The sequence below is a fragment of the Pseudomonadota bacterium genome, assembly GCA_039815145.1.
In the GTDB taxonomy this organism is placed as follows: Bacteria; Pseudomonadota; Gammaproteobacteria; order Steroidobacterales; family JBCBZW01; genus JBCBZW01.
Genome location: JBCBZW010000091.1, coordinates 1 through 20,270, shown reverse-complemented (window position 1 = coordinate 20,270; position 20,270 = coordinate 1). Strand labels below are relative to the sequence as shown.

Below are 20,270 nucleotides of genomic sequence, written 5' to 3'. Positions count from 1 at the left end.
TCGGCCTGCCAGGCAGCGAACAGGGTCTGCGAGTAGGGATACTCGACCCACCCATCCGCGAGCAGCCATCGCTTGCGCTCATCCTGCTCGCCCAGGGCGGCGGGGAACTCCAGGGTGAGCACCTGCGGCTCGCGCAGGCGCCCGAGGAACCGCCGGTCGCGCGCCGTGATGGGCGCGGCCACGCCGTCCCGATCCCGCACGCTCGCCAGCACGTCGTCACCGCGACCATCGTGCGCGCCCAGAGGCAGCAGCGACTCGCGGTACCAGTGCAGTTCGCCCTGCGGCGGACGCTGCGGATCGGTGCTGTGGCGCTCGTCGAGCATCACCTGCCAGCCGGGCGGCACGAGCACCTCCTGCAGCCGCAGCTGATCGACGTAGGCCACCTCCTCCATCGGCTCGGTGAGCTTCAGCGCCAGGTGACCGTCTCGCGGCGCCAGCTGGCGCTCGCTGAGCAGCATGCGTTCCCACGGGCGCGGCGCGCTGTACTCGCCGGGTGCGAGGAAGAACCCGATGCCGCCCACGCCGAGGAGGTCGGTGACGAAGGCGTACTCCTCACCGTTCCAGGCAAACAGCACCGGGCAGCTCGCCAGCTGACGCTGAGTCTCGGCGATCCGATGCAGGGCGCCCGCGGGCAAATCCAACTCGGTCTGGAACACGCCGTCCGACCAGTCGATGGCGACGAAGTCCGCGCGCTCGCTCATGCCCAAGCCGAGACTCACCGGCTGCAGACTCTGCCCCGGCGAGGAATCGCTATCGAAGGTGCTGGTGACGCTCCAGTACTCGCCACGCCGCAGGGCCAGGCGCGTGCCGATGCCCGCCGCGTTCGAGCGCATGGCATCCGCCTCCGACTCCCGCCCCACGAGGGAGAAGGCCGCAAACCCATGGCGCCCGGCGCCGGGAGCACGCCATTGCATCGTGCCGTCCACCACGCTCACCAGCCCGGGGCCGCGGGACACATCGCGCAGCACCGGCGTGAGCGCTGTCAGCGGCGAGGCCGACACGGGCGCACTCGCGCGGGGCTCCCCGGCGAGCAAACCCCGAGCGTCGAGCCGCGCCACGCCACTGGCGCCGGCCGCGAGCAGTTCCATCGCACCGTCGCCGTCGTAGTCGTTCAAGCCCACGTAGGTGGTATCGGTCGGCACCGCCGAGGTGACCGCCACGGTGAACTCAGCGCCGTCCCATTCGAGCACGGTGACCGCACTCGAGGCGGCATCCAGCAGGTAGAGCTCCGCCTGGCCGTCCGCGTCCGCATCCCCCGCGCTCATGGCCTCGGCAACCGCCTCGGCGAACGCGGGCGTTGGCAGGGCGTGGTACTGCCACAGGCGATCGTTCAAGTACAACGCGTGAGGTGGCTCGGCGTTCAGCACGGCGATGTCCGTGTCGCGGTCCGCATCCACGTCGAGGGCGAGCACCTGGCGTCCCCCACCCGTCCCGGCCAAGCCCTGGGACTGCGCCAGCGCGCGGAAGCTGCTGTCTCCGTCGTTGTTGATCAGTTCGTTAGCCTGTTCGCCCACCACGAACACGTCGACGTCGCCGTCGTGATCGGCATCGAAGGCGGCGACGTCACGGCAATCGTCCGCGGGCAGGGCCATTCCCAACGACTGCACCGTCTGCGCGACCCAAGCGCCGTCCTCCTGGTACCACAGCTGATCCGCACCCGCGCGGCAGAGGTAGGCGTCCACGTCCCCGTCGTTGTCAAAATCGGCCCACGCGGCGGCCACCACGCCCTCGACGCCGCTCAGCGGATGATCCTTCACCGCACGCCAGCCGTCGCGCTGCCCATCCGCCAGCAGCACCAGGCTGGCCGCAGGGGCATCGGCGCTCGCTCGCGCGGCGCTCGCGAAGAGGTCCTGCTCGCCGTCGCCATCGAGATCGGCAGTGGTGAGGGTGGACGTCCGGGGCAACTGCCAATCGGGAGCGATCGACACCGCATCGGCGAACACGGCGCCCGTCGGCGGCGCCGCCACCGTGGTCGGCGCGCTCGAGGGCACCGCGAGGGCGTTGGCCTTGGGGCCCATGCGCGTGTACTTGAACTCCGCCAGGCGCGCGCGGGGATTGGATTCCAGCCGCAGGTAGCGCTCCTGCATCTGCACCGCCTCCTCGCGCCGGCGCAGGCGTCGCAGGGCGATGCTGGCGCCGTAGTAGGCGCTGCGCAGGTAGGGGTCGGTCTCGATGGCGCGCTCGAACCAGCGCAGCGCCTCCTCAGGATCGTCGCCGGAGAGCAGTTGACCCGTGTAGTAGGCGGCGTAGGCGTCGCTCGGATCCGCCTCAGCCACCTGCTGGAAGTGTTCGAGGGCAGCGACCTGGGCACCTTCGTACAGGCGCAGAAGCCCAGCCACGAAGTGGGCGCGCTGGTGCTCGGGAGCCTGGCCGAGCACCTCTTGGAGGATCGCGTCCGCGAGCGCCTCATCGCCCTCCTGCTGCCGGTTGAGGGTGGCGATCGCAAGGTTGACCCGAGCGTCTATCCACTGCGGCTCGGCGGCGACCACTCGCTCGAACACCTCGCGCGCGCCGGGATAGTCGAAGTAGCCCATGAGGCCGACGCCGCGGTTGTTGAGCGCCACCACCTCGTCCGGGAAGCGGGCGTCCTCGCGCCCCGCGCCCCCACCGCAGGCGTTGAGCAGCAACCCACCCAAGCAGAGGGTCGCCAGCGACACGACGGCCGATGCGCGCATCGCGGTCATCGCGATTTCTCCGCTGGCGTGGCGCCCAGGGTGGCCTTGGCGGCGCGGATCCGCGCCTCGATCTCATCAGTTTGGGGCACGCCACGACCGCCGGGCGCGAGGTGAGGCGTGCGCAGGTAGCCGTGCACTTCGCTGCGCAGGTGACTGCGCATGTCGTGGCCGGCGCGCCGAGCCCGCTCCTCGCGCAACATCTCGATGTTGATCGGCGCCACGACCACCCGCTCGCCGCCGCCGGCCTCGGCCTGCGCCAGGATTCGACCGTCGTAGTCCACCACCATGCTGCCGCCCGGCCAGGAGAAGGGTGGGTAGTGGCGCAGGCTAGCACCTTGATTAGCCGCCACCACGTAGGCCGTGTTCTCGAGGGCGCGGGTGCGGTTGATCAGGGTCCACCAGTCCATGGGCTGCGCCGTGCCCCAAGGGTCCATGTAGGCCGATACGCGGATCAGCACTTCAGCACCGCGAAAGGACAGCTCGCGGATGGTCTCGGGAAACAGCCAGTCGTAGCAGATCGCCGCGCCCAGGCGGCCGAGCTCCGTCTCCACCACAGGAAACGGATCGAGGGGATAGTCGGGCAGTAGATCGTGGGGGCTCGTGTGCACCTCCCACGGCAACCAGGGATTGACCTTGCGGTAGCGCGAGAGGATGCCGTCGGGACCGATCAGGACCGTGGTGTTGAAGACCAAGCCCGGCCAGTCGTCATCGCACTCCAGGAAGGTGCCCGTCTGCAGGTAGCAGCCGTGTTCGCGGCACAGGCGCTCGTAGCGATCCGTGTGTTCGTTCGGAATCGGCAGCGCGAGATGAGCGTGAAGATCTTCCGCGCGCTCGTACGCCGGCGCTGCGTGGGAGAACTCCGGAAAGGCGAACAGACGCACGTCGAAGAACGGCTCGTAGCCGCTCAGGGTCTGGGTGATGATCTCGCACTGACGATTCGTTCGTTCGACGATCTCCCGGCGATGGGTCGGACTGGGGAAATCGGTCTGGCAGGCGGCGGCGTAATACATGGCGCAGGATTGTGCCGCAGTCCCCGCCGTGCGCCCACCGCCGCGCGTGGTTTTGCGCAATGGCGGTCGCGGAGCGGCGTCTCAGGAGGCAGCGTAGCCGTAGACCAACTCGCCGAGCACGCCGGAGAGGTCGTCATTGCTGATTCGCTTGTCCAGCACCCGGTCGATGTGGCGCGAGCCCGTGAGGGCGTTGGGATCCTCCGAGCCCGCGGCGAGCAGTACCACGGGCAGGCGCGGCTCGCGGCGCTTCAACTCCCGCGCGAGATCCACCCCCGACATCCCGGACATGGTCAGATCGGTGAGCACGACGTCGTACAACATGCGATGACGGTCGACGGCGGCCAGGGCGGCGTCCGCGCCGACCACGGGCGTGACCCGAAAGCCCCGGGCGCGCAAGCCGCTGGAGACCGCGCTCAGCATCTCGCGCTCGTCGTCCACCAACAGGAGGTGCGGCGGATTGCTGCCGAGGTTGCCCGCCTGCGCCGCCGGCCCCGGCGGCAGGTCAGGATCTTGGGGTGCCACCTGAGCGGAGGCCTCAGAGACGAGTTGCAGGGGCGCCGCCTTGCCCTTGGGCGGCGGATCCTCCTGCTCGTCAGCCAGGGGCAACCACACATCGAAGGCGGTCCCCTCACCCACCGTGGAGCGCACCTCCACCCGCCCGCGGTGCGCAGTCACCAGGCTGCGCACGATGGCGAGGCCCAGCCCCGTGCCCTCAGTCCGCGTGGTGTAGAAGAACTCGAAGCAGTTGGCCAGCGTCTCCTCGCTCATGCCGACGCCCGTGTCGGCTACCCGCAGGCGCGCTCGCGGCCCCAGGGACGTCTCCTCGTGGCTCAGCGCCACCCCGAGTTGGCCGCCCTGCGGCATCGCGTCGACGGCGTTGCGGATGAGATTGCCCACCACCTGGCGCAGCTGCACGTCGTTGCCGTCCACGAACAGCGACGCGTCACCGAGGTCGATCGCGGGCGTCACGGTGGCCGGGATGCCGTGGCTCAGGAGGCCGAGCGTGTCCGAGACCACCGCCCGCAGGGACACGCGCTGTCGCTCCCGCGCCGGCGGTCGCACGGAGTTGAGCATCTGTCCGATCAGCTCGCGCGAGCGCAGGCCCGCCGTGAGCACCTGTTGGATCGGCTTGTGCGCGGGATGCCCCTCGGGCACGTCGCGCAGCGCCAGTTCCGCGCTGCCGAGCACCACACTCAGCACGTTGTTGAAGTCGTGGGCGATGCTGGCGGCAAGGCGCCCCACCGCGTCGAGCTTCTGGCGCTCCATAACCTCGTGTTCGAGGGCGCGCTCGCGCTCTTCGCGCTTGGTCTGCTCGGTGACGTCGCGCAGGGTGATGAGCACCGAGGCGGTCTGCTGCTGCGTCGACTGGGGCGGCGCCAACTCGTAGAGAAAGCGGCGCTGGTCGCGCGCCGTGAGCGCCACCGTATTGCCATAACCGGCGCGCCAGGCCGATTCCAGGGCCTGATCCAAGCGGGTCGCATCCTCCTGCTCGAACAGGGCCAGGTGCGCATCCAGCGCTTGTTCCGCCAGGTCTCGTGGCAGGCCGAGCAGGTGACCCGTGTCGCCCGTCAGGAGCACGCGGTTGTAGGGCGGGGGCACCTCCAGGCTGCCGACCCCCGAGAGCAACTGCGCCCGCCGCAGAGCCGCCTCGCTCGCCTGCAAGCGCGCCCGTTGCAGCATGCGCTGGCGCAGGAGGAGCACGCAGCCGCCCCCAAGCGCGAGGGTCAGTAGGGTGAGGGCGACGTCGGTGGCCCGATGACGCCCGCCTACCTCAGGTTCCACGGTCAGCTCGAGCCACCGGCTCTGCACCGCGGCCAGCCCCACGGGCGCGCTATCGATCGAGCGGTTCATCAGGGTCGCCATGGGCGTGAGGGCAGGGTCGAGGGCCGTCGACATGCGCTCGAACAGATCCAGGTTGATGGTGCGCACGTCCCCCGCTTGCTCGACGCCGAACTGCGCCAGCGAGTAGCGCACGATCGGGAGGAAATCGAGCCACACCTGAGCCCGCCCCTCGAGCAGCGCGTCCACCGCCTCGCGCGGAGTCGCCGCCAGCTGCAGATCGAGCCCCGGGTAGGCCGCCCGCACCACCGGAAGAAAGGCCTCGTACTGACGCTGCATCACGGCGGGCAGGGAGACGATCTCCTCCACCGATCCCACGAAGGGCGCCGAGGGGCCGAGGGCTGCCACGAAGGGCGCCTCGACCACGGAGTGGGTCAAGGCGTACTGCCCATCCTCGAGGTTGCGGCTGGAGACGACGTAGCCCAAGCCGTCGAGCTGGCGCCCATCGGCCATCGCCCGCACCGTCGGCCAATCCCGCACATCGAAGACGGCCCGCACGCCGAGGCGCTTCAAGTGGTAGCGCACGCTGTCGATCGCGAGGCCCGTGGCGTAGTCGTCCTCGAGCACCGTGAGCGGCTCCCAGACCGCCGCACCGAGGTGCAGCGCAGGGTGGCGATCCAAAAAGCGCTTTTCCTCGTCGCTGAGTTCGGGCACATCCATCGGCAGCGCCAGCGCCTCGACGCCACCGAAGGCCTTCGCAAACCCCGGACTCTCGTTGAGCATGGCGGGCGACAGCCCGAGGAGGATCTCCTCGACGTTCTGCAGGCGATCTTGATCACCCGTCCTCGCCGCGACATACAGCCATCGCCGCCACAGCTCGGTCATCTGCACACGTGGTGCATCACCTAGGACAGCTGCAAGGTGAGGCTGGGCGCCTACGAGCACGTCCACGTCACTGCCCAACGCCGCGTCGAGCGAGGCCGCGCTCGCGCTCACGGTGAGCACCGAGGCCGGCGACCACCGGGCGAGGGCCGCGCAATCATCCTCCGCCAAGCACCCCGCTCGTCCACCCGCGATGGGTCCCGGCCCATCGGCGCCCTGACCCCGCACCAACCCGACCCGGGCGCCGGTCAACAATCGCGCGTCACGGCCGCGATCGGTGCGCGAGGCGCCCGCAACCGGGAGACTCAGCACGGGCGCGGTGTAGGTCACCGCTTGCGAGGCGCCGGCGACGGCCATGGGGCCGGCCAGGTCGAGCGCGCCGGCCTCGAGATCGGCCAGGCAATCGCCGGGCGCTGCACACAGGGAGATGCGCAGGGGACCGAGCTCACGCTGCGCCAAGCGCCAATAGTCGATCAGTACGCCCGCGGGCTCACCGTTCTCGTCGCGATAGGCGAGCGGCACCCCGAGCACGGGCACGCCGATAGTGAGCGCGACTGCGTCGCGCCTCGGGCCCTCCTGCGCGCTCGCCGCGCCGCTGCTGACGGCGAGGGCAAGCAAGGAAAGGGTGAGTGCACACCCGCTACGCCAGCGAGCGATTCGCCGAATCGACATGCGCGAGAAGGTGACCCCAGGAGACGACAGCAGCCTGCGAGCATGCCAACTCGGTCCGCTACCGCGCAACCGCGCTGCCTGCGGCAGCTCGCTCCACCACGCGCAGCAGAGCGCTCGCCTGGCGTTCCATGGAGGTGAGCAGACCAAACTGTCGCTGCGCACGGCGCAGATTGTCCCCGCTCGCCTGCACCCGGAAGTAGGTGTCCCCTGCCAGGTGATCGGTCAGAAAGCGCAAACCAAGCTCATAGGTGATGACCTGGGCCGCATCCGTCAAGTGCAGCTGCTCGGCGCTGGAGAGCAGATCGCCCACACCCGCCAGGTAACCGCTGACGACGGCTTCGAAGCGTTGCGGGTCGAGGGCCAGGGCGTCGCCGTCCTCCCCTCCAGTGGCGGCCGCCGAACGAATCAGATCGCCGATGTCGTGCCAGGCCAAGCCGGGCATCACCGTGTCGAGGTCCACCACACACAGGGCTTCGCCGTTGCTCGCATCGAACAACACGTTATCGAGCTTGCAGTCGTTGTGCACGACGCGCTGAGGCACGCCGTTGGCGCGGGCGAGATCCTCGAGGCGGTCGGCGAGGGGCGCACGCGCCTGGGCGAAGGCGATGAGTTCAGCACAGTCTCTGGCGCGGCCCATGACATCGCCGGTCACGGCATCCGCGAAGACACGGTAGCGATACGCCGTGTCATGGAAGTGGGGAATGGTGAGGGCCAGAGAGTCGGCCGGCAGATCGGCGCAGGCCCGCAGGAACTCGCCGAAGCACGCTGCGGCCTGGCGCACCTGCTCGAGATCGGTCGGGATGCCCGGCGCGGCGCCGTCGATGAAGCGGTAGGCGCGCCACCAGTGGCCGTCGGCCGTCTCGTACAGGGGCGCGCCGGCCCGGGTGGGGCGCAGGGTCAGCTGGGGACGCGGGCGGCCGCTCGCGAGCGTGCCTTGGGGCCCGGCGGCGAGATGCGCGGTGACCGCCGCGACGTTGGCGGCCAACGCCGACACATGCGGGAACACGCGCGTGTTCAGCTGCTGGAGCAGCCACGCGTGCGCTCCGTCGACGAGGCGGTAGCTGCGGTGGATGCGGCCCGGCCCGAAAGGAATCAGGGCCTCGGCCGCGGAGGAGAACCCGTAGGCCGCGATGAGTTCATCTCGGGGCGGCGGATCACCGGGGGCGGGCACGGCTGGCATGGCGCCAGTGTACCCGCCCCGCTGGGGGCCCGGGGCCTGAGCTAGAGGTCTAGGGAACCGCTAGCGCCGGGAGCCGCCGCGCTCGCCGTCGATCTGCACCACGCCCGCCACGTTGCGATGACGCACGCCGCCGCTCGTGTCTCGACGGACGGTGAAGTTGCCGCCGACATCGTTCACATCGATGCTGCCGGAGGTGTCGCTGCCCACGTAGACATCCCCGACCACGTCGCGCGCCGAGATCGATCCGGAGCTGTCGCGCTCGATGTGCACCGAGGCGGCGCGCACGACGTCGATGCTGCCGCTCGAGTCCTGATCGATGCGCACACTGCCGACGTCGGCGATGTCGATGCTGCCGCTGGAGTCCGCCACGATGTAGACCTCGCCGGGCACCTCGGAGATCGTGATCGAGCCCGAGCTGTCGGTCAGCTCGAGGGTGGCCACGTCGCGCACCTCCAGGCTCCCCGAGGAATCACGGATGCGCAGGGCGAGATGGGGCGGTAGTTCCACCTCGAGGGACAGGCGAGCATTGTCGTCGCGCTGCCTCGGTAACACGGTCTCGACCAGCAGCGTGTCGCCGCGGCGTTCCACGCGCAGGGACACCTCGCGCAGCAACGCCTGCGTGCGGGCGCAGGCGAAGCCGACCAGTTCGAGCTGATCGATGCCAGCACGACCGACCACTTCCAAGCTGCCCGCCCCCGCCTCGATGGCGACCGTGCGGATGCCGGCGAGGTCCACCTCGCGCTCCAGGCGCGTCTCCTCGTCACAATCATCGCCCCACCAGTCAGCGTGTGCCGATGCGCTGGAGAGCGCCAGGCCGAGCATCAGCGGTACCAGGAGCGGCGCGCGCGACGCGCAGCGAGTGAGATCAACCGTCATGGTCCATTCCCCCGAAAACCAAAAATAGGATCGGGGCTTAGATGCGCCAGGGCGGCGGAGGGTTTAGGCGGCGACGGGGCCGGGAGAGCGACGGCGGCGGCGCAGGCCCACCGCCAGGGAGAGCAGCACGAGCACGCCCGGGTCGAAGCTGCCGCCGCCCCCACCGCCCGAGGACCCACTGCCCAGGTTGGCGGGTGCCGGCGCCGTCGCGCCGACCGCATCGCCGGTCGCGGCGACCGATTTCTCGGCGACCACGAGATCGCTGGTCACCAGATCGTTGCCCTCGGCGGGGTCGTAGGCCGCACTCGCCACCGCGGTGAGCAGGCGCAGGCGCTCGCCGGCGAGCATCTGCAGCACCAGGCGTACGGTGCTGCGTTCCCCCACGGCGAGTGCATCCAGTTGGCAGCGCACGGCGCCGGCCTCGATCGCGCAGGGCGCACCGCCCGCCAGGGTCGCTTCCAGTACGCTGACCGTGCCCAGGGAGAACGCCACGTCGAGGAGGACGCTGTTCGCGGGGTCCGGCCCGTGGTTGGTGATCTCCAACTCCACGGTCCGTGCCTCACCGATCTCGAGTTCGACCGCCGCGTCCTTCAGGCGCGCGGCCAGATCAGCGACGCTGGCGGCGACCACCAATTCGCTGCTGGCCACATTGTCGGCCGGCGCCGGATCGGGGAAGACCGACCACACCTCGGCGCGCAGGGCCTCGCGACGCACTGCCCCGTCACCGGCGTCGGCGCTGGCCACAGCCACCAGCTCCCCGCGACGCTGCTCGCCCACCGCGAGACTCGGGATCTCACAGCGCCACTGCTGGGCATCCGCGCCGGCGCGGCAGCCTTCCACGGCCACCACATCGAGCAAGGTGCTCTGCTCGGCGCTGAACTCCACGACTACGTCCCGGGCCACCATCGGCCCCGCGTTGAGCACGGAGAAGGGCAGTCGCCGACCCGCGCCCGGCGTCACCACCAGCGCGGCATCGTCGAAGCTAACGGCGAGATCGGTAGCGGGGCGAACGGTAACCAGCGCCTCGCGCAGGTTGTCAGTGGGATCGCTATCGCTGGGCGCACTGACCGCGACGGACAGGGGCCAGGAGCCGATCCCCACGGCCACGAAGGTCACCCGGAATACAGCAGCGTCCCCGCCTTCGAGGGCGGCCAGGGTGCAGTCGATGCGCTGGTCGCCGCGGGTGCAGATACCGCCTTCGAGGGTCACGCTGCGCACGTCGAGGCCGACATCCGCAAAGTTGAGGGTCAGGCCGATGTCGAAGGCGTCCCCCACACCGGGAGAATCGATTAGGTACTCCACCGTATGGGTGGTGCCGACGAACACCTCGGCGGGCGGGTCACCGCTGACCGCGACGTCGCTGGCGCGTACCTCGCTCACGCAGCTGGCGCGGCGCAGGTACTCGACCATCACGTCGACGCTGCAGGGCGAGAACTCGTCGGATTGGCCGAGGCGCGGCGCCATCAGGTAACCCCCCGGCGTGCTGGCGCAGGCACCCTCGCCGTCGTGGGGCGCATCGAAGTTGTGGCCGATCTCATGGGCCGCGATCAGGGCGTCGACGGCGGCGGGGCGGCGAGCTTCGGTCAACGAGACGCCGAAGCGCGCGCTGCAGGCGGCGCCGACGGCGGCGATGCCGACCGTGTTGCCGTCGAGGGTCCTGCCCGTCATCAGGTGCAGGACGCCAGCCGCACGACGGGTGCTGGTGGCCAGTTTGAATTGCTCCACCTGATCGAGCAGGCGACCAGCATCGTTGGCGGAGAAGTCGTCTTCGGCGGGGGACAGGACGGTCAGCTCGTCGATGACCAGTTCTAGGCCTAGCTGCTCGGCGAAGATCCCGGCCACCGTATTGATCCGGGCCAGCATCTCATCCTGGCTATCGTTGCCGTGGCGGCTGCGGAAGTACGAATCGGCGACCCACGCCACCTGCATCCGTGCGCCCACGTTGGCCTTGGAGAAGGCCGCCGAAGGAGCCTCGGCCTTCGCCGTCAGGGTGTGCGCGTGAGCCTCGTGGGGCACCGCACGACTATCTTCCGCAAACGAAAGATCCTCGTAGGCCAGCGGGCGGTAGGCGCGATGGGCGGGCCGGCCGCGATCTGCCTTGGAAGCGCCCGCGGTTCCCGTGGTCGCCAGCGGCTCCACCGCGATGAAATCGTGGCCGTCCCAAATCAGCACGAACAACTTGTCGTCGGCCACGGTGACGCGCGCCCAACCGTCGGGCATGCCCGCCAGGGTGCCGCGGTACAGTCGAGTGGGGGCAAACGCGCGGCGCTGGGCGACGGGGAGGCCGCCGAGCACACTGCGGGCCGGTGACAGGGTGATCTCGTAGCGGCGGCCCTCGACCGTCAGGCTCAACCGGCGGTCCTGGGCGTCGCCCCCTTGCTTGCCCTGGCCGCCGACGCGAGAGGAGAGTTCACCCTCGCTCAGGGCCCAACCGTCGAGTTGCAGCTGCGCCCCCTCAGGCAGCGCCTGCGCGCGACCCGCGACAGGCGCGCACAGCAGCGTCGCAACAGTGAGAACGAGAGCGAGAGAATCACGTGACATGGGTCGACCCGCGGCAGATGGTCGTCGCACGCGGGGCGGGCAATTCCCGGAGACCACGCAAGTCACTTGATCCTAGGGGGGCGTCAGGGGCAGGACTGCGACCTGGCACGCGATCCTGAAAGCTCGCCGTGGAGCCATGGCTCAGCCCTGCGACCCCCTTCAGTAGAGATCACATAAGCTTTTTACATCAGTAGCTTAGACCCAACGACCAGATCTCAGAATCGTTCGCGAGGGCAGCGACGAATCCTAGGGAGGCGTAACGTTTGCCGGCGTGAGCACCACGTGATAGCCGTGTGCTAGCGTCACTAGCTTGCCGACTAAATACCGCAAGGGAGTTAACTTGCAGATGAAACGAGTAGACAGCGACATCAAGCCCTCGCAGATCACCGACGAAGCGCATTACCGCGATCGGCGGCGTTTTCTGGCGGCGGCCGGCATGATCGGCGCTGGCACCGTGGTCGGCGGCGCCACGCTCACGGGGCTCACCATGAGCGAACGCTCGGAAGCGCGGGAGCTCGCCGGCGAGATCGCCTCCAGCCCCTTCAGCACCGATGAGCCGCCCAACAGCTTCGACGACATCTCCACCTACAACAACTTCTACGAGTTCGGCACTGCCAAGCATCAGCCGGCCGTGCTCTCGAAGGAGTTCGAGCCCTTGCCGTGGACCGTCGAGGTGAGCGGTGAGGCCGAGGTGACCGGTACCTTCAACTACGAAGACCTGGTGAAGGAACAGCAGCTCGAGGAGCGCATCTATCGCCTGCGCTGTGTCGAGGCCTGGTCCATGGTGATCCCCTGGGTAGGCATCCCCATGGCCACCCTGCTCTCGCGCTTCAAGCCGCTCTCGAGCGCCAAGTACGTGGAGTTCCAAACCCTCTTCGACCCCAAGCGCATGCCGGGCCAGCGCCGCCCGGTCCTGCAGTGGCCGTACCGCGAAGGCCTGCGCATGGACGAGGCGATGAACCCCCTGACGCTGATGGCCGTGGGCGTGTACGGCAAGCCCCTGCCGAACCAGAACGGCGCGCCCATGCGCCTGGTCGTGCCCTGGAAATACGGGTTCAAGAGCATCAAGTCGATCAATCGCATCGTCTTCCGCGAGACCCAACCGGTATCGAGTTGGGAGCAGTCGGCACCGCACGAGTACGGCTTCTACGCCAATGTGAACCCCGAGGTGGCTCACCCGCGCTGGAGCCAGGCCCGCGAGCGTCGCATCGGTCAGAGCCTGTTCGGATCACGCCAGGCCACGCTGAAGTTCAACGGCTACGGCGAGCACGTAGCCCAGCTGTACAGCGACATGGATCTGGCTCGCTACTACTAGCGCCATAGCCGCAGGGACCCACCACGCCATGGCCAGCGCAGCGCTCACCATCAACCGCCTCATGGGGCCGGTGATCAAACCGGTCCTGTTCCTGCTCGCTTGCGCCCCGCTGCTGAAGGCGTTGGCGGAGATCGGGATGGAGCTGTTCGGTCTCGGGCGCTCCTCCCTGGGCGCGAACCCGGTGGAGGAACTGCTCAATCGCGGCGGCATCTGGGGCTTGAACCTGCTCGTGCTGACCCTGTGCGTGACGCCCCTACGCCAGCTCACGGGCTGGCATGCGATCGGTCGCGTGCGCCGCATGCTCGGCCTGTTCGCGTTCTTCTACCTCTCCCTGCACCTCACCGTGTACCTCACCCTGGACCGGGCGCTGGAGTTCGACACGATCGTGGAAGACGTCCTCAAGCGCCCCTACATCACCATCGGCTTCACGGGCCTGATGCTGTTGGTGCCGCTCGCCATCACCTCCTTCGACGCCCTGCGCCGACGCATGGGCCGCGCCTGGCAGCGCCTGCACTTCCTGGTGTACGTGGTGGTGCTACTGGGCCTGTGGCACTACTTCTGGCAGGTGAAGAAGGACATCGCCAACCCGCTGATATACGCAGCGGTGGTGGCGCTGTTGTTGGGATGGCGGATCTATCGCCACTGGCGGCAGAAGCAGCAGCTGGCGCTGCGCAGTGCGGCGACGGACGCCGCCGCACCGATGGCCTTCGACGGCGGTAACCCCACCGCCGAACGCCTGGGTTAGTTCACCCTCAGGCGAGGGCGACTTGCTCGGCGAAGTCCGTCGGAGTGGCCGTACGCTCCGCCTCACCGATGAGATCTTCCAGCGAGCGGTGCTCCGGATCACGGAACTCCGCAAAGCCCAAGCGATAGCTGATGCGATGGCGGGCGCCCGCCACGGCGTTGCGACCGCGTAGCTCCGTGCGAAGTCGTTCAAGGCAGAGCTCGGCCTGATCGACGCCCGCCCCCGTGAGCAGGATGCAGAACTTGCCGTTGCCGAGGTGCGCGATGACGTCTGACTGGCGGAAGGCGAAGCCGAGCAGCTCCCCCGTCTCCGCTAGCAACTCATCGGCCTCTTCCAAACCGCGCTGTTGAGCGAAATCGGAGAGGTTCTCCATGTCGAGCAACAGCAGCGATGCCGAGTGGTCGTGACGACGGCTGATCGCCAGCACCTGCTGGGCGACCGACTCGAAGCCGCGACGCGTGGGCAGGCCGGTGATGCGATCCAGCGCTGTCGCGCCGAGGCTGAACACCTCGCGAGACACGAGATCCGCCAGGTCCTCCAGCATCACCCGATCGGCCTGGGAGAAGCTGCGCGGTTGCGTGTCCATGATGGCCAGCGTGCCGACGTGGCTGCCGTCTTCCGCCTCGATGGCACAACCCGCGTAGAAGCGGATGCCGAGGGGCCCGGTCACCGAGGGGTTCTGGGCGAACTCCGGATGGTCTGCCGTATCCTCCACCACGTGCGCACCGTCCTGCATGATGGTGTAGGCGCAGAGAGACACGCCGCGCGGAAACTGGCGCGCGTCGAGGCCAGCGGCTGCCTTGAACCACTGGCGATCACCATCGATGAAGCTGACCACGGCGATGGGCGCGTTGAACAATCGGGTAGCAATAGCAACGAAACGGTCGTAGCGCCGCTCGCGAGGCGTATCGAGGATATTCAGCGCGCGCAGCGTACGCAGGCGGCTGGCCTCGTCGATGGGTGTGGGTGACGCCATGGCGTTGGCCCCTTGTAACTGTCTGAAGTGGTACGTGAAGTCTATTCCCTGAAGTAGCGGATGTTATCCGCCGACAATCACGTTGACATTTTGCAGTGTGCCAAAGTGTCGTCTGGGGGCTGTGTCACACTTCACAGCCCCGTGCACCCGGGGGCGGTGCGAGGAACTTCCTGACAGTTATGTGGTCTGGGTCACCGGATTATCGCAACGGCGGGCGTTGAGGCCCCCAGACGACTAGCGCGAGGCGCGCTTGCGCTCATGCTCCTTCAAGAGCCGCTTGCGCACGCGCAGGCTCTCCGGCGTGATCTCCACCAGCTCGTCTTCGGCGATGAACTCCATGGCCTGCTCCAGGGTCATGCGCAGGGCCGGGGTCAGCAGGATGTTCTCGTCCTTGCCGGAGGCACGCACGTTGGTGAGCTGCTTCGCCTTCATCGGGTTGACCACCAGATCGTTATCGCGGCTGTGAATACCCACCACCTGACCCTCATAAATCTCATCGCCAGGGCCGATGAACAGGCGCCCGCGCTCCTGCAGGTTGGCGAGGGCGTAAGCTAAGGCCTTTCCACTAGAGTTGGCGATCAGCACGCCGTTTGCACGACGGGCGATCTCCCGCTCACGCACGGGGCCGTAGTGATCGAAGACGTGGTAGAGCAAGCCCGTGCCCGAGGTGAGGGTACGGAACTCGGTCTGGAAACCGATCAGGCCACGGGCGGGGATCATGTAGTCCAGGCGCACGCGGCCTTTGCCGTCGGGCATCATGTTCGCGAGCTCACCACCGCGCTCACCTAAGCCTTCCATCACCGCGCCCTGGTGCACCTCCTCGATGTCCACTGTGAGCTGCTCGAAGGGCTCCTGGCGCTGGCCGTCGACCTCCTTCACCACCACCTGGGGCGGCGACACCGCGATCTCGTAGCCCTCCCGGCGCATGGTCTCCAGCAGCACCGCCAGGTGCAGCTCGCCGCGGCCGGACACCTGCAGCTTCTCCGGATCTTCCGTGTCCTCCACCCGCAGGGCCACGTTGTAGGAGGCCTCGCGCATTAGGCGGTCGCGCACCTGGCGCGAGGTCACGTACTTGCCCTCGCGCGCGGCGAAGGGCGAGGTGTTGGCCTCGAAGGTCATGCGGATGGTGGGTTCGTCCACGGTCAGGGGCGACAGGGCCTCCACCGCGTCGGGGCTGCAGAGGGTCTCGGACACCTGGGGCGCCTCGATGCCCGCCACGGCCACGATGTCGCCCGCACCGGCGCTCTGCACCTCGTGGCGCTCCAGGCCGATGAAGCCGAGGATCTGGCCGACGCGCTCGTTGCGACGCTTGCCGTCGTCGTCGATGACGGTGACCGGGTCATTGCGCTTCAAGGTGCCGCGGGCGATGCGGCCGATGCCGATGGCGCCGACGTACTGGGAGTAGTCGAGCACGCTGATCTGCAGCTGGAAGGGCCCGTCCGGGTCCACCGGCGGCGGCGGGCAGCGGTCGGCGATGGTCTGGAACAGCACCTCCATGTCCTCGGTCATCTCCTCCGGCGAGTGGCCGGAGATGCCGTTGATGGCCGAGGTATAGACGATGGGGAAGTCGAGCTGCTCATCGCTCGCGCCCAGGCGATCGAAGAGGTCGAAGGTCTGATCGATCACCCAGTCCGGGCGGGCGCCGTCGCGATCGATCTTGTTCACCACCACGATGGGCGAGAAGCCGTGGGCGAAGGCCTTCTGGGTGACGAAGCGGGTCTGCGGCATGGGGCCGTCTACCGCGTCCACCAGCAGCAGCACGCCGTCGACCATGGACAGCACGCGCTCCACCTCGCCGCCGAAGTCGGCGTGGCCCGGGGTGTCGACGATGTTGATGCGGTAATCGCCCCAGTTGATCGCCGTGTTCTTGGACAGGATGGTGATGCCGCGCTCGCGCTCGAGGTCGTTCGAGTCCATCACCCGATCGCCCGTGTCCTTGCGCGCATCGAGGGTGCCGGACGGGCGCAGGAGTTGGTCGACGAGGGTGGTCTTGCCATGGTCGACGTGGGCGATGATGGCAATGTTGCGAAGGCGGTCGATCACGGAGAACACCGTAGGTAGCGATGGGGGATTCGGAAAATACGACGCGCGCGCGCACCCGTTGATCGGGCGCCGGTTCGCGGCGGTGCGGCATTGTAGGCAAATCGGGGCGCCGATGCGCCCCCCCTGGGGATCAGGCGTCGAGGAAGGCCTGCACGTCCTCGGGGCTGCCGAGCACGATCGGTACCCGCTGGTGCAGTTCGGTCGGCTGCACGCTCAGAATGTCGCCCTCGCCCGTGGTCGCCATGCCGCCGGCCTGGGTGATGAGGTAGGCGAGCGGATTGCACTCGTACATCAGGCGCAGCTTGCCCGCGGGCGCCTTGGCCGTGGGTGGGTAGAGGAACACGCCGCCCTGGAGCAACACGCGGTGCACGTCGGCCACCATGGCGCCGACGTAGCGGCTGGAGTAGCCCGCCTGGCGGCAGCGGGCGAGGAAGCGGGCGTACTGCGGGGGAAAGCTGTCGGCGTTGGCTTCGTTGACCGAGTAGCTCTTGCCCCGGTCGGGGATGCGAAGGTTCTCCTCCACCCGCATGAAGGCGCCGACATTCGGGTCCAACACGAACATGCTGACGCCGTTGCCGGTGGTGCTCACCATAATCGTGGACGAGCCGTAGAGGACGTAGCCCGCCGCCACCTGGGCCGTGCCCGGCTGCAGCGCGGGCGTGTCATCGTCCACGCGCAGGATGGAGAAGATGGTGCCCGTGGAGCCGCCGATGTCGATGTTAGTAGACCCGTCCAGGGGATCGAAGAGCACGGCGTAACGGCGCATACCCCGGCGCCCGCTCGAGTCCACCAGGATGAGTTCTTCGTCCTCTTCGCTGCCGATGGCGGCGACGCCCGAGCGACCGCGAAGAATCGCGATCAAGGTCTCGTTGGCGATGACGTCGAGCTTCTGCTGCTTCTCCCCCTGCACATTCTCCTCACCGGCGTCGCCGATGACGTCTTCGAGGCGCGCCCGGCGCAGGTGGCTGGCGATGATCTTGGCGGAGATGGAGATCGCCGACATGATCCAGGACAGGGTGCCTGTGGTCTCCACCGGCGCGCGCTCCTCCTCCGCCAGGATGTGGGATTGGAGGGTGACCAGCGCCTCTTGGCGAACGGCATTCTTGTTTTCGCGTTCCACGGGGGTCTCTCTTGGCTTGGGCCGAGCGAATTCGGGGCGCCACGATACCGCAATGGCTTTGCACGGTGGGGGCGCGAGGGACAACTGCGAAAGCAGCGCCGTGTAGCGCACTAGAGCGTGGGACCAGAAGCCGCACTATGTTCTCCCGCGAAGCGCATGACGCAACCCGCAGTTCGCTCCTTCCGGGCGACACTCGGATCGCCCAGCGAGAGTTTGGGGCGCCAGGGTGCCAGCACTTCGAACACGAACGCTTGCTGCGCTAGGCTTCTACCCCGACGAGCCGCCCGCCAAAGAGGCGGCCACCCGCCCGGGCTGTAGGCCAGGGCCGAAACAACGGCAAGAAATCTGGGGAATACACTCTATGCATGACGCACCGACGCGCAGCCGTCGTGGGCGCCTCCTAAGCGCTGCGACGGCTCTCCTGATCCTGTGGTCCACCATGGCGCCGGCCGCCGGCCCGAAACTCGAGGCATTCGCTACGCTGGGGTCCCTTCAGCAGATCGAACTGTCACCCGACGGCTCCTGGGTGGCCTATCTCTACCCGCTCAATGGGCGCCAGGTCGTGATCGCCCATCCGGTGACCGACGCCAGCAACCCCACGATTTTGCCCCTGTCATCAGAGTCCTTCGTGAAGTGGTTCACCTGGGGCAACGACAAGCAGATCGTCGTCTCCTACGGCTTCACTCAGACGGAGCGCTTTTTCGGCCAGCTCACGCTGCTTGGCGGGGGCGATCTCGAACAGACGCGTCTGTTCGCCTTCGCGCGCGACGGGTCGGACAGCAAGCGCCCCGTTCGCCTGGCCATGCCCGAAAGCCGCTGCGGCGCGGGCCGTCGCGTAGGGAATCGGTGCCCCGAACCTCTCTTCCAGGACGACGTCATCGATTGGATGCGTGACGACCCCAACCACATCATGACCGCCCTCGACTCGGATCTGGACAACGACTGGGAAGTACGCAAAGTCAACCTGAAGAGCGGCAAGTTCAAGGTCATCCGCGAGGGGGCCTTCGACATCTCCCAGTGGGAGACCGATCAGGACCATGAGCTGCGAGTGGGCTACGGCCGCAACGAGAAGGGGGAGTTGCTCGCCACCTACCGACCACCAGGCGGCGACTGGACCGACGCCAACGACACGCAGTGGTTGGAAAAGCGGATCTTCCCCTACGGCTTCGAGGAAAACCCTCGCTACGCCATCGCCGCCGGCCCGGTGAACAGCGATCGTGCAGCAATCGTGCGCCTCGACCTGGTTGAGGACAAGGTACTGGAAGTGCTCCATGAGGACCCGGAGTTCGACATCTACCCGCGCTTCGATGACGGCAAGCTGATCGGTTACATCGTGCCCGCGCAAGACAACGAACTCGTGCTCACGGACAAGAAATGGAAGGGCATGTACGACTCGCTCACCCAGACCTTTCCGAACGATCAGGTGAGCATCCTGTCCTGGACAGAAGACAAGAACATGCTGCTCGTTCGCGCGCGCAGCGATGTGGACGCCGGCACGATCTACGTCTGGGATCGGAAGGCCTCGAAGATCTTCGCCCTTGGTCGCACCTATCCTGAGCTCGATCCGAAGGCCCTCTCCACCATGGAGCAGGTCTCCTACAAGGCCCGCGATGGCCTGGAGATCACCGCTTACCTGACGATACCTAAAGGCGCTGACCGCAAGAACTTACCCGTGGTGGTGATGCCACACGGCGGCCCGACCAGCCGCGACACCTGGGGCTTCGACTTCCTTGTGCAGATGATCGCCAGCCGCGGCTATGCCGTCCTACAGCCCAACTTCCGAGGCTCGCTCTATCAGGGCCGCGAGTTCCGCGAGGCCGGTGAGGGTGAGTGGGGTCGGAAGATGCAGGACGACCTCGACGACGGGGTGAACTGGATGGTGGAAGAAGGCATCGCCAGCCGTGGCCGAGTCTGCATCGTTGGCTGGTCCTACGGCGGCTACGCGGCTCTGATGGGCGTAGTGAAGAATTCGCAGATGTACCGCTGCGCAGCCAGCATCAACGGTGTCAGCAACCTGAAGGAACTGCGCGGCGAGTACAGCTACACCCGCGGCGGCCTGCGGCAGATCGACAAGCTCCTCGGCGTGAAGGGCGTGAACATCTCGGACTACTCGCCCATCGATCAGGCCAAGAAGATCAGCTCCCCCGTCCTCATCGTGCACGCCAAGGACGATGGCCGCGTCCCCTTCGATCACGGCAGCGGCATGGCCAGCGCCCTGAAGCGCGCGCGGGGTGAGGTCACCTTCGTCGAGATCGAGTCCGGCGGACACAGCCTGATGAATGGCAACTCGCGCCTGGAGATGCTGCAAGCCTTGGAGAGCTTCCTCGGCCGCCACCTCGGCCGCGGCGCACGCACGGCGAGCCTTGGCCGCTGATCGACACAAACGCCCAGGACCGTCCGGGGGCCGGCTCCCCCCACCGCAGCCCGCCCCCCCGGCCCAGCGCCGCGGCCCCCCC

The 20,270-nt window shown here is 68.0% G+C and carries 12 protein-coding genes; 3 read left to right on the top strand and 9 right to left on the bottom strand.

All coding sequences use genetic code 11. From position 1 onward, the window contains the following. The 6 genes from AAF184_18260 to AAF184_18235 form a co-directional block, all read right to left on the bottom strand. The coding region (locus AAF184_18260; protein MEO0424289.1) for an FG-GAP-like repeat-containing protein at positions 1 to 2,684 on the bottom strand (2,684 nt) is incomplete at its 3' end. Next, entirely contained in the window at positions 2,681 to 3,685 is a 1,005-nt protein-coding gene (locus tag AAF184_18255; GenBank protein MEO0424288.1) for a nitrilase-related carbon-nitrogen hydrolase, read from the bottom strand. The genes AAF184_18255 and AAF184_18260, both read right to left, overlap by 4 nt. 81 nt (positions 3,686 to 3,766) lie before the next feature. Further along, a complete protein-coding gene (locus AAF184_18250; protein ID MEO0424287.1) occupies positions 3,767 to 7,018 on the bottom strand; it encodes an ATP-binding protein in 3,252 nt (1,083 codons plus the stop codon). Positions 7,019 to 7,076: 58 nt separating this feature from the next. Beyond that, positions 7,077 to 8,198: an aminoglycoside phosphotransferase family protein gene (locus AAF184_18245; protein ID MEO0424286.1), complete on the bottom strand. Its 1,122-nt coding sequence runs from the start codon at positions 8,196 to 8,198 to the stop codon at positions 7,077 to 7,079. A 60-nt stretch (positions 8,199 to 8,258) separates the two neighbouring features. Next, positions 8,259 to 9,074 (bottom strand): hypothetical protein, encoded by an 816-nt coding sequence (locus tag AAF184_18240; GenBank protein MEO0424285.1) that lies wholly within the window; start codon positions 9,072 to 9,074, stop codon positions 8,259 to 8,261. A 63-nt stretch (positions 9,075 to 9,137) separates the two neighbouring features. Continuing rightward, positions 9,138 to 11,615: a M12 family metallo-peptidase gene (locus AAF184_18235; protein MEO0424284.1), complete on the bottom strand. Its 2,478-nt coding sequence runs from the start codon at positions 11,613 to 11,615 to the stop codon at positions 9,138 to 9,140. A 346-nt stretch (positions 11,616 to 11,961) separates the two neighbouring features. Here AAF184_18235 and msrP point away from each other — a divergent pair, with 346 nt between their 5' ends. Both msrP and AAF184_18225 read left to right on the top strand, forming a co-directional pair. Further along, positions 11,962 to 12,930 (top strand): protein-methionine-sulfoxide reductase catalytic subunit MsrP, encoded by a 969-nt coding sequence (gene msrP, locus AAF184_18230; GenBank protein MEO0424283.1) that lies wholly within the window; start codon positions 11,962 to 11,964, stop codon positions 12,928 to 12,930. A 28-nt stretch (positions 12,931 to 12,958) separates the two neighbouring features. After that, entirely contained in the window at positions 12,959 to 13,675 is a 717-nt protein-coding gene (locus AAF184_18225; protein MEO0424282.1) for a protein-methionine-sulfoxide reductase heme-binding subunit MsrQ, read from the top strand. Positions 13,676 to 13,682: 7 nt separating this feature from the next. Here AAF184_18225 and AAF184_18220 read toward each other — a convergent pair whose 3' ends face one another. From AAF184_18220 to fbp, 3 genes are all read right to left on the bottom strand, one after another. Beyond that, positions 13,683 to 14,651, bottom strand: coding sequence for a diguanylate cyclase (locus AAF184_18220; GenBank protein ID MEO0424281.1), 969 nt, complete (start codon positions 14,649 to 14,651; stop codon positions 13,683 to 13,685). A gap of 234 nt (positions 14,652 to 14,885) precedes the next feature. After that, complete coding sequence (typA, locus tag AAF184_18215) at positions 14,886 to 16,694, bottom strand: translational GTPase TypA (GenBank protein MEO0424280.1); 1,809 nt, start codon at positions 16,692 to 16,694, stop codon at positions 14,886 to 14,888. 130 nt (positions 16,695 to 16,824) lie between these two features. Beyond that, on the bottom strand, positions 16,825 to 17,814 hold the full coding sequence (gene fbp, locus AAF184_18210; protein MEO0424279.1) for a class 1 fructose-bisphosphatase: 990 nt from the start codon (positions 17,812 to 17,814) through the stop codon (positions 16,825 to 16,827). A gap of 361 nt (positions 17,815 to 18,175) precedes the next feature. On the opposite strand from fbp, the gene AAF184_18205 reads away from it, so the two are divergent. Beyond that, a complete protein-coding gene (locus AAF184_18205; GenBank protein ID MEO0424278.1) occupies positions 18,176 to 20,188 on the top strand; it encodes a S9 family peptidase in 2,013 nt (670 codons plus the stop codon). Positions 20,189 to 20,270: the final 82 nt, after the last annotated feature.

Coding starts and splice junctions, on each gene's coding strand:
- AAF184_18240 (MEO0424285.1), bottom strand. CDS start 9,074: ATGACGGTTGATCTCACTCGCTGCGCGTCGCGCGCGCCGCTCCTGGTA.
- AAF184_18245 (MEO0424286.1), bottom strand. CDS start 8,198: ATGCCAGCCGTGCCCGCCCCCGGTGATCCGCCGCCCCGAGATGAACTC.
- AAF184_18255 (MEO0424288.1), bottom strand. CDS start 3,685: ATGTATTACGCCGCCGCCTGCCAGACCGATTTCCCCAGTCCGACCCAT.
- AAF184_18235 (MEO0424284.1), bottom strand. CDS start 11,615: ATGTCACGTGATTCTCTCGCTCTCGTTCTCACTGTTGCGACGCTGCTG.
- AAF184_18205 (MEO0424278.1), top strand. CDS start 18,176: ATGCATGACGCACCGACGCGCAGCCGTCGTGGGCGCCTCCTAAGCGCT.
- AAF184_18225 (MEO0424282.1), top strand. CDS start 12,959: ATGGCCAGCGCAGCGCTCACCATCAACCGCCTCATGGGGCCGGTGATC.
- msrP (MEO0424283.1), top strand. CDS start 11,962: ATGAAACGAGTAGACAGCGACATCAAGCCCTCGCAGATCACCGACGAA.
- AAF184_18220 (MEO0424281.1), bottom strand. CDS start 14,651: ATGGCGTCACCCACACCCATCGACGAGGCCAGCCGCCTGCGTACGCTG.
- AAF184_18250 (MEO0424287.1), bottom strand. CDS start 7,018: ATGTCGATTCGGCGAATCGCTCGCTGGCGTAGCGGGTGTGCACTCACC.